Consider the following 15,427-nt stretch of genomic DNA (forward strand, 5'->3'; position numbering starts at 1 on the left):
GCGCACGAATCCGAGATGGAGCGGACGGGGGCCAAGTGGATCAGTTTTTTCAGCAATGAAGCGGAAAACGCTGGCCAGCGCATCGGCGTGCGGTATGCCGAGGTCTATGAGGTTGTGAAATGGCTGCAAACCTGAGGCGTTTCGCTCGCTGGCTGTCCTGGCTGCTCCCGCATGGTGTTCATGTGGCGCGCCGGCGCTGGCTCGAGCGTGCGCGCCCGATACCGCCTGATGAGCTTTCCGCCCAAACGCTCGCGGCCAATGCTGCGTTGCGAGGACGGCACGCGGGGCAACATTGTTTTATCCTTGGCAACGGACCGAGCGCCAAAGGACTTGATCTCGCGGTGCTGCGCGGCAAGACCGTGATCAGTGTGTCAAACGGTTATTTGCATCGTGACTATGCCGCAATCGCGCCACGCTATCACTGTGTTCCGCAAGTGACCTATGGGCGTATGAAATCCCTGGATGTCGTGACTTGGTTTCGTGAAATGCACGCGCGACTTGGAGCCGCGGAACTGTTCCTCAATGAGACCGAGGCCGCGCTGGTGCGCGAGCATGGGTTGTTTGAAGGCCGCAAGGTTCACTATCTTGCGTTTAGAGAAAGCTTTGACGAGATCGAATCGACTGCACTGATCGACCTGTCGGGTCCGGTCCCAAGGGTTGAGTCGGTGCCGGTGATGGCGCTAATGATCGCGATGTACCTCGGTTTCAATCGCGTTGCACTGCTCGGTGTCGATCACGATCACTTCCGTAGCCGAAATTATCGTTATGCGTTCGAGTTGGGGGTGCAAGCAGGCAAGGATATTTCGGTCTCTGAGAGCGGCGTAGTGCAAACGCCGTGGCACGACGAATTTCAGTCACTTGCGCGGCTTTGGCGTCAATACCGCGTGCTGAGGCAGATCGCCTCGGCTAACGGAATTACTGTGGTGAACGCGACGCCTGGAGGCGAGCTGGACGAGTTTCCGCGCGTCCCGTTCGCAGCATGTCTGGAAGGCGGTTCGTGAAGACCGTCGATCTCACCTTGTTTGGTTTCCGTGCCTTTGCGCAATTGGGCCGGGACGAGCGCGCGGAACGCGAAGCGCAATACCGGGCGACCAACAATTATTTCGACGGGGATTACACGCTATGGCGCGACGCCCTTGCTGCCGCCGGCGGCTATGACCGTCCGGCGATTCTCCAGAAAGCGGTAGCTGCGACCCGGCTTGTGCACGAAGGCACGGCTGCTTATGAACGCGACACTGTGGTCTATGACCGGGCCGCCTATTCGCATCCGCTGCTTGCGTGGCTGCTCTACGCTGCCTCGCGCGAGAATGGGCATCTGCGTGTGCTGGATTTCGGCGGGGCGCTCGGCAGCTCGTACCATCAGCATCGCGCGGTGCTCGGGCACCTGCCTGAGCTTCGCTGGGGTGTCGTCGAGCAGGCCCACTATGTCGAGGCGGGGCGTCGCGAGTTTACGACCGCGACGCTGGACTATTACCTGTCGATCACAGATTGTGCCGCAGCGATAGCGCCCAACTTTGGCCTGTCGTCGGCCACGCTGCAGTACCTTGAAAATCCTTACGAACGGCTCGACGAACTGCTGTCGCTCGGATTGCCTTACGTGCTTATCGACCGTACCCTGGCTCACCGGAACGGCGGCGACAGGCTCGCCGTCCAGCATGTGCCGGCGTGGATATATGACGCCAGCTACCCGGTCTGGCTGCTCGATGCGGACCGGCTCGAGGCGGCGTTTGCCCGCCATGGCTACGAAATCATCGATACTTTTGATCCTTACCCAGGCAGCAGTGTCGATATTGACGGCTTCTCGTCGCCTTACGCGGGCTGGTTTCTTCAAAAGCGGCTCTGAGCAATCGCACAAGGTATGACCATTTACGTTTTGATCCCGGTATTCAACCGGTTGCAGCACACGGAGCGCGTGATCGCCTCCCTGCGCGCGCAAACTCTCGCGCCCCAGCTTTGTATTGTTGTGATCAACGATGGCTCGACCGATGGCACCGCCGCCTGGCTCGCGCAGCAAAAGGATGTGGTTGAACTGCGCGGCGACGGCAACCTGTGGTGGGGTGGTGCGATCCAGAAGGGCCTTGAGTATGCAGCCTCCCGCAAGCGGGAGGGAGACTATGTCCTGTTTTTGAATAACGATACCTGGTTTGCTGAAGATTATGTCGAGACGCTCATCAAGGTCAGCCAGGACGCCCGAGGTGCGGCGGTAGGCAGCGTGATTCACGAAGATGACCGCGACCCGCCGCTGGTGAGTATCGGGCCGCGCGTCAACCTGAACCGCATCGCGGTTTGGGATTTGTTCAGCGAGCTTTCACCCGAACAGATCCGCAACCCGGCACCGACCTACAAGGTCGATGCCTTGTCGGGCCGCGGCACGCTTTATCCGATCGAACTTTTTGAGCGTTATGGCCAGATGCGGACGTTCTGGTTGCCACATTATTTTGCCGACTATGAAGTGGCCATGCGTTTTGGGCGTGCAGGTGTACCGTTGCTGGTCAGCAGCCACGCTGCCGTGCATTCACCACCGGTCTACGGTAATGATGTGTCGCGCCTGGGCTGGTGGGACCGCCTTTTCAGTCCCCGCTCATCCAGCAATATCATTCGCCGTCTGGCATTCCATATGCTCGTCGGCTCGCCACTGCAGCGCCTGACAGCGCCTTTGCGCATGTCGGTTTTTGCGGCGTGGCGCGCTTTGCAACAATATAGATTCCGCAGAACAGGAAACTCCCCCTCATGAACGCAGCCGTCCCATCCACCTGTATCGTCTGTGGCAGCGCCATGCAGGGCTTCATCGACAAAATTTGGGACGACCGTTACGGCTGTCCCGGCGTGTACTCGATTCAGCGCTGCCCATCATGCACGCAGATGGCAACCACGCCGCCGTTACTTGAGTCGGATCTCCCGCACCTCTACAGCACCTATTACCCACGCCGCAGCGTTGATTTTGATGCGCTTGAGAAGGAAGCCGCGCAGGTACTTGCTCCGCGCGCGGGTTTCAGGCGCTGGCTCGCGGGCACCGACAACCAGGGGCACTACCTTGCCAAACCGGGGGAGAAGGTGCTTGACATCGGCAGCGGCTCCTGTCTGTCACTTCTTGAGCAGCGCAATCTTGGCGTTCAAGGTTACGGCGTTGAGGCAGACCCCAATGTCAAACGCATCGCCGATCATTTCGGCCTGCGGGTCCATGTAGGCAGTATCCACGACCAGCCGTTTCCCGGCGAGTCCTTCGACATGGTGGTTTTGAACCAGGTTATTGAACATGTACCGGAGCCTGAGGCGCTGATGCGCAATGTCCGCGAGCGGCTGAAGCCCGGCGGACGCGCCGTGATGTCCTTTCCCAATGCCGGCTCTTTGCAACGCAAGTTGTCGGGCCACAAATGGATCAACTGGCATGTGCCTTACCACCAGCACCATTTCAACCGCAGGTCGTTTGGCAAGCTTGCCGAGAAAGCTGGTTTCGAAGTGGTTCGGGCCCGGACGATCACGCCGAACCTCTGGACGGTTCTGCAATTGCGTGCAATGGCCGAAAGCACGGTAGAAGGCCAGGCCTCCGAGGGCTGGGCGCATGGTGGCGAGGCTGCGGCGCGTATCAGTTTTTTCACCCGTGTCAAAAACGGACTGGCCCGCAGGCTGCGAGGGGTCATCAGTCTGGCCATGGCTGCCTTCAACCGGGTGGTGGATGCGCTGGGGCAGGGCGACAGCCTGCTGGTCGAGCTGCGCGTGCGCGCCAGCAAGTAGGTGGTGAACATGCGCATTGCCATACTCGACACCTATTACGCCAAATTCCTGAAGGCGCACTACCGGCGTAACAACGGCCTCAAGCAAAAGGATTCCGCCAGCCAGCGCGCCTCGCTGCTGGAGGCAGCGTTTGGCACATCGGACTTCTATTCCCGCCATCTTGGCGAGATGGGCCATGAAGCTATCGACCTGATCGCTAACTGTGTGCCACTTCAGGACAGGTGGGCACGAGAGAACCAGGTGCCTTTCAGCGCCTTTGCGCTCAAGCTGCCGCACAGAACATTCCGCCTGCCGGTCATAGGGCGGCGCCTTGCCGCCCTTCCTGGCCTCATGGAGGTGGCCATTGCCCAGGTGAAATCCTTCAAGCCCGATGTGCTGTATTGCCAGGACCTGAGTTTTTTCCCGGGTGATGTGCTGCGCGACCTCAAGAAGGACGTCAAACTGGTGGTTGGGCAGATAGCCTGTCCGCTCCCTCCCCAATCGTTTCTCGACGGGTATGACCTCATACTCACCTCTTTCCCGCACTTCGTCGAAAGGCTGAAAGCTACGGGAATTGATTCGGAGTATTTCAAGATCGGCTTTGACACCCGCGTGCTTGATATGCTCGGCCAGGTTCCGAAGGATGTTGATGTCAGCTTTGTCGGCGGTATCAGCCGGTATCACGGCAAGGCGGTGCCCCTGCTTGAGCATCTTGCTGCAACCACACCAATCCAGTTTTTCGGTTATGGCGCGAAGACCCTGCCGCGCAGTTCATTGATCCGCAAGCGCCACAACGGCGAGGTTTGGGGGCTCGACATGTACCGGGCGCTGGCACGCAGCAAAATTACCATCAACCGCCATATCAATGTCGCTGAAAACAACGCGAACAACATGYGGCTCTACGAAGCCACGGGCGTTGGTTCGCTGCTGCTGACGGATCGCAAGGACAACCTGGGTGCCATCTTCGAGGTTGGCAAAGAGGTGGTTGCCTACTCAAGCCAGGAAGAAGCGGCTGAACTTGTCCGTTACTACCTGGCGCATCCACAGGAGGCCGCTGCCATCGCAAAGGCCGGCCAGGCGCGCACGTTGCGCGACCATACCTACAAAAGGCGGATGGAAGAGCTTGCGCCCATTCTTGAGCGTCACCTTTCGGCACGCAAGGCATGATGATGGCGTTAAGGGCGTTCCTGGGGAAGTTCCCGCGGCTGAAGGCACAGCTCAAACGTGTACGCGACACATTGCTGCCGTCCTCGAGCGTGTCCTCACGTTATGTAGAGGTACAGGGTGCCGTTGCCGGTACCGAATCCTCGCGCCTGCGCAGCGCATGGCAAGACAATGAATTGCCCCAAAAGCAGCGTGAACTTGTAGACCGGCAACTCGCCGACTACCGCAACGGCGCGAAGATTGATGTCTTCGACGTCATGGTCGAGGCCCTGCGGGGCTTGCCTAAAACTGGAGGCCCTACATCTGTACTTGAAGTGGGTTGTTCGAGTGGGTTTTACTCCGAGGTTTTTGCCATCGCTGGGCTGGGCGTTGATTATGCGGGGGCCGATTATTCCGAGGCTTTCGTTGCGCTGGCACGGCAGAAATACCCAGCTTTGAAGTTCGATGTCGAGGACGCCACAGCGCTGCGCTATCCGGCCGATGCATTCGACGTGGTGATCTCCGGTTGTTGCCTTTTGCATATTCCCGAATACGAGGCGGCGGTCGCAGAAACTGCGCGCGTCGCACGCCACTATGCGGTTTTTCACCGTACGCCGGTGGTGCTCGAGCAGCCGAACCGGTATTTCCGCAAGCTGGCGTATGGCGTGGAGACGATCGAAATCCATTTCAATGAAACGCAGTTTCTGGATTTGCTGCAAGCCAACGGGCTGGAATTGATTCAGACCTGGACTTTGTCCGAAGACCCGCCAGGCGCTCCGACCAGCGCTGTACGCACCTATCTCTGCCGCGTCAGCTGACTGGCGTGGTCACCGCAGGAGCGGTTCATGGCTGTGCGAAAATCAGCCTCACACGCCGCACTGAAACATGCGGAACGCCAGCCGCTTGGCGGTGGTTCAAAAGCCCAAGATGATCACCCGAAATTTCTGCACGCTGTTCGACAGCAATTACCTGCTCAAGGGCGTCGCGATGCTGCGCTCGCTTTTTACGTATTGCCCCGAGGCGCACGTTCACCTGTTGTGCATGGATGAACAGACGCGTGAAATCATCACCGCACTCAACTTCCCGGCGGTCACCTGCATCTCGCTGGCCGAGATAGAAGACGCGGCGCTGCTGGAAGCAAAAAAGGACCGTTCGGTCGCCGAGTACTGCTGGACCCTGTCACCGGTACTGCCTTCCTACGTGTTGGCGAACAATCCCGGTATTTCGATGCTGACCTACGTCGACGCCGACCTTCTGTTTTATTCGCCGCTTCAGCCGCTGTTCGACGAAATTGGCGATGCCTCAATTGCGATCATCGAGCACCGCTTCACGCCCAGACTCCAGCACCTGGAGGTGAATGGGCGGTTTTGTGTGGAGTGGGTGAGTTTCCGGCGTGACGAACAGGGCATGGCATGCCTTGCTCGCTGGCGTGAGCAGTGCGTCGAGTGGTGCTATTACCGGCTAGAGGACGAGCGCATGGGCGATCAGAAGTATCTCGACGCGTGGCCGGCGCGTTATTCGTCGACGCATATCCTGCAGCATCCGGGTGCGGGCATTGCTCCCTGGAACTATGCGCAATACAAGTTTGGCGTGTTGGCCGATGGCACGCCGAGTGTCGAGGGGATGCCGGTGATTTTTTATCACTTTCACCAGTTCCAGTTGCTCGATAACGGCAAGTTCGACCGGCTTTCGGCTTTTTACACCTCCGAATGCGCGGAACCTTCTGCAATCTACGACGCTTATGAGGCCGCTCTCAAGGAGGCGGTGGTTGAAGTGCGGCATGCCAAACCAGGTTTCAGCGCCGGGATGAAACCCGCGGCCCAGATCGCCGGAAGGCGATGGGTTCAGCGCTTCCTGCCGCGCCCGGTCAAAGACGTCCTGCGGCGGTTGCTGCGTCTCTGATGGCCGCGGCGCCCGACCGGGCGGCAACTGCCGCCCCACTCAAAATCAGCGTGATTACCGTCTGCTACAACAGCGCAGCGACGATCGCACGGACCCTGCAGTCGGTCGCCTCGCAAACATGGCCTCATGTCGAGCACGTGGTAATTGATGGGGCGTCCAAAGACAACACGCTGGCTGTGATCGCCGCCAGCAGCGGCCGCGTCTCAACACTCGTTTCCGAACCCGACAAGGGCATTTACGATGCCATGAATAAGGGTGTGGCCCGGGCCACGGGCGACGTCGTGGCATTTTTGAATGCTGACGATTTTTATGCCGATGAGGGTGTGCTGGCGCGTATTGCCACCGCAATGGAGGCGGAGCAACTCGATGCGTTGTACGGCGACGTTGAATTTTTCAACGCCTCACAGATGGGCAAGGTGGTTCGCCGCTACAACTCTGGCCGTTTCAGGCCCGGGCGTCTCGGCTGGGGGTGGATGCCCGCGCACCCCGGCCTGTTTGTGCGCAAATCACTCTTCGACCGCTTTGGTGCCTTCCGCACGGATTACCGCATCGCGGGCGATTTCGAGTTCATCGCGAGGGTGTTTCACCACCATGACCTTCGGCATCGGCATTGGCCTGAGGTGCTGGTGCGCATGCAGACGGGGGGCGTCAGTACCAGCGGCTGGCGCGCAACGCTGCTCCTTAACCGTGAAATGATAAGGGCCTGCCGCGCCAATTCGATCCCTACCGGCTGGTTCAGGATGCTTTCGCGTTACCCGCTCAAGGTCTGGGAATTCATCCGCCCGGCGCCCTGACAGGAAAAGCACCGCATATCGCACCGGGGTGAGGAATCCGTTGCTGGATAAAATGGCCCACCTTGGCGGGTCGCTGAGGCGCCTGCCTTGCCCACCTGGCTGGTAGTCCTGTTTCCCTGAACACCCCGGGCCAGGCTTGCCCTCAACCGATAACTGGACGCGATCTTATGGTTTTACTGCTGGCAATAAGTTTTGCGCTGTCCCTGGTGGGGGGCATCCTGTGCATACGGGGTGCGCGAGGCCACGCCAGAAACTATGACGCGTCCAAGCCCCAGCGCTTTCACGCCGGCGATATTCCGCGCCTGGGGGGTGTGGGCATACTGGCTGGCGTGGCGGTGAGCTGGTTTGCGGCGGCGGTGGCTGAAAGCGTGGGCATTCCCATCAATGTCGGCGTCGACTGGAAATTCGCCGTGAGCTGGATCGTGGTCGTTCTGCCGGCTGTGTTGGGGGGAATTTACGAAGATACGACACAGCGACTGTCGGTACGTTATCGGCTTGTACTAACCGGCATCTCCGCCGCGCTGGCCTGCGGATTGCTCGGATTGTCCCTCTCCCGTCTGGGCTTGCCTGCCATCGACAACTGGCTGCTGGCCATGCCCTGGTTGGGTATCGCACTCGCGGTATTTGCGATCTGCGGCCTGCCCCATGCGTTCAATATCATTGATGGGTATAACGGATTGGCGGGAACGGTTGCCCTGCTGGTTTGTATGGCGATTACCCACGTGGCGCTCCAGCTCGGTGACAGGCAACTGGCTGCCATGTTGATTTGTCTGGTCGGTGCAACTGCCGGCTTTCTTTACTGGAATTACCCGAGGGGGCTCATTTTTGCCGGTGACGGCGGCGCTTACTTGTGGGGAGTCGTGATCGCTGTCGCGTCCATCCTGCTGGTTCAGCGTCATGAATCGGTCTCGCCGTGGTTTCCGATGCTGCTGCTGATCTATCCGGTCTGGGAGACGATCTTTTCCATTTATCGCAAGCTTGCGCGCGGCAGTTCCCCGGGGCTTGCCGATGCCCTGCATTTCCACCAGCTTATCTACCGCCGGATTGTGCGCGGTGTGTTTCACGACGATGCTTCGCGCCGCATGCTGATGCGAAACAACCGGACCTCCCCCTACCTGTGGAGCTTCACCTTGATGACGGTGGTGCCTGCCATTCTGTTTTGGCGCAATACGGTGGTGCTCATGCTGTTTTGCGCGCTGTTTGTCTTTTCCTACGTTGGCTTTTACATTGCCATCATCCGCTTCAAGGTGCCGCGCTGGTTGCGCCGCTGAGCTTCCGGCGATATGGCAATGCGGCACAATTCAGGCATATTCACCTCTGCCCTCTCCTGAAAAGGCACCTTGCGAATGACCACTCACACCGCCAACGACCCTGACCTTTCCCACGTAGGCCCGCGCGACAAAGCCGAGATCCTGGCCCAGGCGCTACCCTACATCCGCAAGTTTCACGGCAAGACCATGGTCATCAAATATGGCGGCAACGCCATGACGGACCCGGCCCTGCAGGCTGATTTTGCGGAGGACGTGGTGCTGCTCAAGCTGGTCGGCATGAACCCGGTGGTGGTGCACGGCGGCGGCCCGCAAATCGAGGCTGCGTTGAACCGCCTGGGCAAAAAGGGACATTTCATCCAGGGCATGCGCGTCACCGACGAAGAAACCATGGAAGTGGTGGAGTGGGTGCTGGCCGGACAGGTTCAGCAAGACATCGTGGGGCTGATCAACCAGGCCGGCGGCAAGGCTGTGGGCCTGACGGGCCGCGACGGCGGGTTGATCCGTGCGCAAAAGCTCAAGATGGTCGACAAGGATGACCCGGCGAAGGAGCACGACATCGGCTTTGTGGGCGACATCGTCAGCATTGACCCGAGCGTGGTCAAGGCGCTGCAGGATGATGCCTTCATTCCGGTGATCAGCCCGATCGGGTTTGGCGAGGAAAACGAGAGCTACAACATCAATGCCGACGTGGTTGCGGGCAAGCTGGCCACCGTGCTGAAAGCCGAGAAACTGGTGCTGCTCACCAACACGCCCGGCGTGCTGAACAAGGCCGGGGAATTGCTGACCGACCTGAGCGCGCGCGAAATCGACGAGCTGTTTGCCGACGGAACGATTTCAGGCGGCATGCTGCCCAAGATTGAGGGTGCGCTGGATGCCGCCAAAAGCGGCGTGAATTCGGTCCACATCATCGATGGCCGGGTGCCGCATGCCATGCTGCTGGAAATCCTGACCGATCAGGCCTACGGGACCATGATCCGTTCGCACTGAGCCCCACGGGGCAGTAAGCAGTCCAGTAGCAGCCTCCCAGGGTTCACCGACGCTCTGATTTTGAGTAAAAACCGGCTGTAGGCCTTATTGGACGAGCGCTAGCAGCTATAAAAATTATAGCAAAGTAAGGGCTTTTCTTCCGCCGTCAGGGTGGCGACAGTGCCCGTCTGGCAGACTGGCGGCCCATACCGGGCAAAAAACAAGATCGGGCAACGGCACCGGCTTTTCAATTGACCCAGCCCGGCGGGTTAATCGGCATTGGCGACGAAACGGACAATCGTTATGCGACTCTTACTGGTTGAAGACGACGTGATGGTGGCCAGCGGCATCAAGCTGGGGCTCAGTGACGCCGGCTACGCGGTCGACTGGGTCGGCAGTGCCGAGCGCGCGGAAGAAGTCCTGCAGGGCGAGTCCTTCGACGCCGCGATCATTGACATTGGGCTGCCGCGCATTGACGGGCTGGAACTGACACGCCGCCTGCGCCGCAGCGGAATGGCCATGCCGGTACTCATCCTGACGGCCCGCGACGCCTTGCAGGACCGTGTCCAGGGGCTGGACCTCGGGGCGGATGACTACATGGTCAAACCTTTTGAGCTGCCCGAACTGCTGGCGCGCCTGCGTGCGCTGCTGCGCCGGTCTCAGGCCGCGACCAGCGCCACGCTGAGTTTTGGCGCGCTGGAGCTGGACACCGCCAACCGCGAGGCCCGTGCCAACGGCCAGTTGATAGAGCTCGGGCCGCGCGAATGGACGGTGATGGAATATTTGCTGATCAACGCGCCCAAGCCGGCCAGCAAGGACAAGCTGCTGCAGGCCATGACGGGCTGGGACAAGGAAATCACGCCCAATGCCATTGAGGTATACATCTCCCGGCTGCGCGGCAAGCTGGAGCCGCATGGCATAGCGGTGCGGTCCATTCGCGGCTTCGGTTATCGGCTGGAGCTTGCAGACAATCCGCCCGGGACGCCACCCGGCGCCGGCGCCGAATAGGGCGGTGTGGCCATGAATTTTTTCGGCTGGCCCCGGGCTGCGCGCCTGAGAGGCTGGCTTCGTGCGGTGGCCGCACGCACGGGCGGCAATGCGTTTGTTCCTGCCGCCATGAAGTCCGGCCTGCAGCGCCGGCTGCTCATGCTGCTGCTTTTCCCGCTGGGGACTTTTGCGCTGGTGAGCATTTATTTCGACTACCAGACGGCGGGCGATGTCGCCCTGCAAAAAGACCAGCAGTTGCTCCGGCTGATTCCCCTGCTGGCCGATTCGGTTGTCGCGCCGGGCGCCACCCCGGGAAGTGCGCCTGTGCTGCTCCTGGCCCCTGCCGTGGATGATTTCCTCAAGGGCCGGACCAGCTTTGCCGGATTTCGCCTTGCCGATGCGGAAGGGGACTTTCTGGCCGGTGAGCCCTGGATTCCCGAACTGCTGCCGGCCACCCATGAACCGGAATTCCACAGCATCGAATACAACGGCGTGACCTATCGCATCGCCGCGCAGCGCATGAAGACTGCGGTGGGTGAGCTGATCGTCCAGCTGGCGGACGGGTCCGACCCGCGCCAGCAGTGGGTGCGCTCCGTCTTGTTCAAGGTGCTGCTGCCCAACCTGATTCTGGTTGTGGCTGCGGGTTTTGCCGTCAACTGGGCCGTCACACGGGCACTCAAGCCCTTGATTGAGCTCAAGGACGCGGTGGAGCGCCGCAACCCGCGCGACTTGAGCGCCATTGACCCGCTGGCCACGCCGGCCGAGGTGCAGCCGCTGGTGAGTGCCTTGAACCGTCTTTTTGGCCTGGTAAATGACCAGGCGGAAGGGCAGCGCCGTTTTGTGGCCGATGCAGCGCACCAGCTGCGCACACCACTGGCCGGGCTGCAGGCCCAGGTCGAGGCTTGGGCACAAGCGGCCAAAGTGGCTGAGGCCGCAGGCTCGGACGGGGCGGTCACCTTATCGGCCGAAAAAATCATCAAGCTGCGCAATGCCACCCGCCGGACCTCGCAGCTCGCCAACCAGCTGCTGGCGCTCTCGCGCGCCGACGCGTCAGCCGCCGGTGCGCAGCCTATGCAACGGGTAGACCTGAAAGACCTCTGCGAATCGATTCTGCCGTTGTACCTGGATGCCGCCATGCGCAAAGGCATTGACCTCGGGCTTGAAACCCAGCCCGCACAGGTGAGCGGCTATGAGTGGCTGCTGCGCGAGTTGCTGGGCAATCTGGTGGACAACGCCGTCAAATACACACCACTGGGCGGCACGGTCACGATTCGCTGCGGTCAGGGGGCGGGCCTGGCCGCGTCAGGTGCACCGGACCAGCATGGGTCTTCGGGCGGCTCCACGCACGGGCGTTGGGGCGTCTTCCTGGAGGTGGAAGACGACGGCCCGGGCATTGCCCCTGATGAGCGGGGCATGGCGCTGCAGCGCTTTTACCGCGTGCAGGGCACAGCCGGGGAAGGCAATGGCCTGGGATTAGCCATTGCCAGTGAAATCGCCCGGGTCCACCATTCACATCTGGAGCTCGACCATGYCGGCACTGGTCCCGCAGGGCCGTATGGATTACGGGTTCGATTGAGTTTGTAGCTAGCCCACCACAGTAAGCGCTTGCTGTTACGAAACATACCGTTGTGCCTTTGCCTCACTGGCAAAAACCCGGGTAGGTTGAGAGACGAACTGTCACTTGGCTGTGCGAGAATCAATTGCAACGATTCCCGGTTTTTTGAAACATTTCCTACTTTCTCATCGCCTATGTCCGACTTAGCGTCTGAATCCGAACTGAGCCCGCACGCCACGCCAGCAGCTGAGCCTGTGGTGCGCAAGCGCCCCAAACCGGGTGAGCGCCGGGTCCAGATCCTTCAGGCGCTGGCCACCATGCTGGAGCAGCCGGGCGCAGAGCGCATCACCACTTCGGCCCTGGCGGCCAAACTGGACGTGAGCGAAGCAGCCCTGTATCGCCATTTCGCCAGCAAGGCGCAGATGTTCGAAGGCCTGATCGAATTTATCGAGCAAAGTGTTTTCACCCTCATTAACCAGATAGGCGAACGCGAACCCGACCATTCGGCCCGCACCCGCAAGCTGGTCGTCATGATCTTGCAGTTTGCCGAAAAGAACCCTGGCATGACGCGCGTCATGGTGGGCGACGCGCTGGTGTTTGAAAACGACCGCCTGCAGGAACGCATGAACCAGTTCTTCGACAAACTGGAATCCAGCCTGAAGCAAAGCCTGCGCGATGCCGCGGCCGCCAACGGCGCCGCCACCCCCACGGTAGATGCCCAGGTTCGCGCCTCGGTCATCGTGGCCTTCATGGTCGGCCGCCTTCAGCGTTTCGCCCGCTCAGGCTTCAAACGCCTACCCTCAGAGCACCTGGAAGCCAGCCTCGCCAATATATTGGGCTGACCCCTATCGGCGCTCACTTCGTGTAGCGCCTTTTCCCCTTTCAGGGGACGGCGCCTGCGGCCGGGCGAAGCCCGTTCCGCGGCGCCCGCTGGCTTGACTCAGTTCAAACGATTGCTATTAAATTGGTAGCTGCTCGTGCACGTCCTGATTGGGCTAGAGGCTGATTTTGCTTAAATTTTCCGCCCTCACCAATTCCACAAGGTGCCGTCGTGCTGCAGGCGGTTCACCGGCAGGTAGGCGCGCTGGTACGGGTATTTGGCGGCCAGCTTCTCGTCAATCTCCACGCCATGACCAGGCGTTTCGCCGCAGTGCATAAAGCCTTTGTCGAAGCGATAACCGTGCGGGAACACCTCGTCAGTCTGGTCGGTGTGGCGCATGTACTCCTGCACCCCGAAGTTGGGGACCCAGGTGTCAAAGTGCAGCGCTGCGCCCATGCACACCGGTGAGAGGTCGGTTGCGCCGTGGCAGCCGGTGCGTACCTGGTACATCGCCGCGAAGTCGGCAATGCGCCGAAGGTGGGTAATGCCGCCGGCATGCACCACCGTTGCACGGATGTAGTCAATCAACTGGTTCTGGATCAAGTCCTTGCAGTCCCAGATGGTGTTGAAAATCTCGCCCACGGCCAACGGCGTGGTCGTGTGCTGGCGGATCAGGCGAAAAGCCTCCTGGTTTTCGGCCGGTGTCGCGTCCTCGATCCAGAACAGGTGATAGGGCTCCAGTGATTTGCCCAGCCGGCCTGCCTCAATGGGGGTCAGGCGGTGATGCACGTCGTGCAGCAAATGGATGTCCGGCCCGACGGCCTGGCGTACTGCGTCGAACAACTTTGGCGTGTGCAGCAGGTATTTTTCGCTGCTCCAGTCGTGTTCGCTGGGCAGGTCGGCGTCGGCCGGCTCGTAAAACATGTTGCCCTTGCCCACGCCGTAAACCTTCTCCAGGCCCGGCACACCGCTTTGCGCGCGTATGGCCTGGTAGCCCATTTCCTTGTAGCGCAGCACTTCCTCGACGGTGTGCCCGATATCGCTGCCATTGGCGTGGCCGTAGACCATCACGCCGTTGCGGCTGCGCCCGCCCAGCAGCTGGTACAGCGGCATGTTGGCGGCCTTGGCCTTGATGTCCCAGAGTGCGGTGTCCACCGCAGCGGTCGCGCTCATGGTGACAGGGCCGCGCCGCCAGTAGGCACCCTTGTAGAGATACTGCCAGATGTCTTCGATCTGATGCGGGTCGCGGCCGATCAGGCAGGGAATCACGTGTTCCGTCAGGTAGCTGACCACGGACAGCTCACGCCCGTTGAGCGTGGCATCGCCGATGCCGGTCAGGCCCTCATCGGTTTCGATTTTGAGGGTGACGAAGTTGCGGCCGGGGCTGCAGACGATGACGCGTGCGTTGGTAATTTTCATGAAGTCTCCGGAAGGCCGGTATGTTTGTGGTGAAGAGGTTCAAAAAAGTGTGCGGAGGTTCAGCCGCTCCAGCCCAAGTGACCAAGGAAGTCGCGCGTACGCTCCTGTGCAGGGTTTTCGAATATCTGGTCCGGCGGCCCCTGCTCGACCACTTTGCCGTGGTCAAACACCACCACCCAGTTCGCCACCCGTTGGGCAAAAGCCATTTCATGCGTGACAACCACCATGGTCATGCCTTCTTCGGCCAGGCGCTTCATCACGTTAAGCACCTCGCCGATGGTCTCCGGGTCAAGCGCCGAGGTTGGCTCGTCAAACAGCATCACCTCCGGCTCCATCGCCAGCGCTCGGGCGATCGCCACACGCTGCTGCTGGCCGCCTGAGAGTCCGCTCGGGAAGTTGTTCGCCTTGTCGGCAAGGCCTACTTTTTCAAGCAACTTCATCGCGCGGGCGCGCGCTTCGTCTTCGCTCATGCCCAACACAGTGACCGGGCCAATCGCCACGTTGTCGAGTGCGCTCTTGTGCGGAAACAGCTCGAAATTCTGGAACACCATGCCCATGCGCCGGCGCACCTTGCGTGCCTCGGTCTCATCGGTCGGCAGCGGCACGCCGTCAAACAGCACGCGTCCGCCGTCCACCACCTCAAGTGCATTCGTGCAGCGAAGCAGGGTGGACTTGCCCGATCCCGACGGCCCGATCAGGCACATCACCTCGCCCTTGTTGACTTGCACCGACACCCCGTCGATAGCCACGAAGTCGCCATATAGCTTGCGCACCTGGTCATACACCACCACCGGCGGCAGGTGGGCGCCGCGGCGCTCGCCGTGGGCAGCGGGGCTTGTCGTCATGTTGTCGCCGT

General features: G+C 60.6%; 15 protein-coding genes. 13 read left to right on the plus strand and 2 right to left on the minus strand.

All coding sequences use genetic code 11. The features are described 5' to 3' along the window. Positions 1 to 119 precede the first annotated feature (119 nt). From AC1D0Z_RS03790 to slmA, 13 genes are all read left to right on the plus strand, one after another. Entirely contained in the window at positions 120 to 1,001 is an 882-nt protein-coding gene (locus tag AC1D0Z_RS03790) for a hypothetical protein (protein WP_477656910.1), read from the plus strand. After that, a complete protein-coding gene (locus AC1D0Z_RS03795) occupies positions 998 to 1,843 on the plus strand; it encodes a methyltransferase, TIGR04325 family (protein WP_477656911.1) in 846 nt (281 codons plus the stop codon). The genes AC1D0Z_RS03790 and AC1D0Z_RS03795 overlap by 4 nt, the downstream gene beginning before the upstream one ends. 15 nt (positions 1,844 to 1,858) lie before the next feature. Continuing rightward, positions 1,859 to 2,734: a glycosyltransferase family 2 protein gene (locus AC1D0Z_RS03800; RefSeq protein ID WP_477656912.1), complete on the plus strand. Its 876-nt coding sequence runs from the start codon at positions 1,859 to 1,861 to the stop codon at positions 2,732 to 2,734. Beyond that, complete coding sequence (locus AC1D0Z_RS03805; RefSeq protein WP_477656913.1) at positions 2,731 to 3,735, plus strand: class I SAM-dependent methyltransferase; 1,005 nt, start codon at positions 2,731 to 2,733, stop codon at positions 3,733 to 3,735. The genes AC1D0Z_RS03800 and AC1D0Z_RS03805 overlap by 4 nt, the downstream gene beginning before the upstream one ends. 9 nt (positions 3,736 to 3,744) lie before the next feature. After that, positions 3,745 to 4,881: a glycosyltransferase family protein gene (locus AC1D0Z_RS03810; protein ID WP_477656914.1), complete on the plus strand. Its 1,137-nt coding sequence runs from the start codon at positions 3,745 to 3,747 to the stop codon at positions 4,879 to 4,881. Continuing rightward, complete coding sequence (locus AC1D0Z_RS03815; protein WP_477656915.1) at positions 4,878 to 5,675, plus strand: class I SAM-dependent methyltransferase; 798 nt, start codon at positions 4,878 to 4,880, stop codon at positions 5,673 to 5,675. The genes AC1D0Z_RS03810 and AC1D0Z_RS03815 overlap by 4 nt, the downstream gene beginning before the upstream one ends. Before the next feature lie 67 nt (positions 5,676 to 5,742). Next, on the plus strand, positions 5,743 to 6,759 hold the full coding sequence (locus tag AC1D0Z_RS03820; RefSeq protein ID WP_477656916.1) for a glycosyltransferase family protein: 1,017 nt from the start codon (positions 5,743 to 5,745) through the stop codon (positions 6,757 to 6,759). Beyond that, positions 6,759 to 7,553, plus strand: coding sequence for a glycosyltransferase family 2 protein (locus AC1D0Z_RS03825; RefSeq protein WP_477656917.1), 795 nt, complete (start codon positions 6,759 to 6,761; stop codon positions 7,551 to 7,553). The genes AC1D0Z_RS03820 and AC1D0Z_RS03825 overlap by 1 nt, the downstream gene beginning before the upstream one ends. A gap of 167 nt (positions 7,554 to 7,720) precedes the next feature. Next, positions 7,721 to 8,824: a glycosyltransferase family 4 protein gene (locus AC1D0Z_RS03830; RefSeq protein WP_477656918.1), complete on the plus strand. Its 1,104-nt coding sequence runs from the start codon at positions 7,721 to 7,723 to the stop codon at positions 8,822 to 8,824. 75 nt (positions 8,825 to 8,899) lie between these two features. Further along, the gene (gene argB, locus AC1D0Z_RS03835) at positions 8,900 to 9,811 is read left to right on the plus strand and encodes an acetylglutamate kinase (RefSeq protein ID WP_477656919.1); all 912 of its coding nucleotides are present in this window, start codon (positions 8,900 to 8,902) and stop codon (positions 9,809 to 9,811) included. A gap of 282 nt (positions 9,812 to 10,093) precedes the next feature. Continuing rightward, on the plus strand, positions 10,094 to 10,798 hold the full coding sequence (locus tag AC1D0Z_RS03840; RefSeq protein ID WP_477656920.1) for a response regulator: 705 nt from the start codon (positions 10,094 to 10,096) through the stop codon (positions 10,796 to 10,798). Positions 10,799 to 10,906: 108 nt separating this feature from the next. Then, entirely contained in the window at positions 10,907 to 12,361 is a 1,455-nt protein-coding gene (locus AC1D0Z_RS03845) for a sensor histidine kinase (protein WP_477656957.1), read from the plus strand. Between the two features lie 165 nt (positions 12,362 to 12,526). Next, complete coding sequence (gene slmA, locus AC1D0Z_RS03850) at positions 12,527 to 13,174, plus strand: nucleoid occlusion factor SlmA (protein WP_477656921.1); 648 nt, start codon at positions 12,527 to 12,529, stop codon at positions 13,172 to 13,174. A 185-nt stretch (positions 13,175 to 13,359) separates the two neighbouring features. Here the strand turns inward: slmA and manD are convergent, their stop codons facing one another. Together manD and AC1D0Z_RS03860 are read right to left on the minus strand one after the other, a co-directional pair. Continuing rightward, positions 13,360 to 14,571 (minus strand): D-mannonate dehydratase ManD, encoded by a 1,212-nt coding sequence (gene manD / locus AC1D0Z_RS03855; RefSeq protein WP_477656922.1) that lies wholly within the window; start codon positions 14,569 to 14,571, stop codon positions 13,360 to 13,362. A 59-nt stretch (positions 14,572 to 14,630) separates the two neighbouring features. After that, on the minus strand, positions 14,631 to 15,416 hold the full coding sequence (locus AC1D0Z_RS03860) for an amino acid ABC transporter ATP-binding protein (protein WP_477656923.1): 786 nt from the start codon (positions 15,414 to 15,416) through the stop codon (positions 14,631 to 14,633). Positions 15,417 to 15,427: the final 11 nt, after the last annotated feature.

Source organism: Polaromonas sp. P1_E3 (assembly GCF_056405935.1).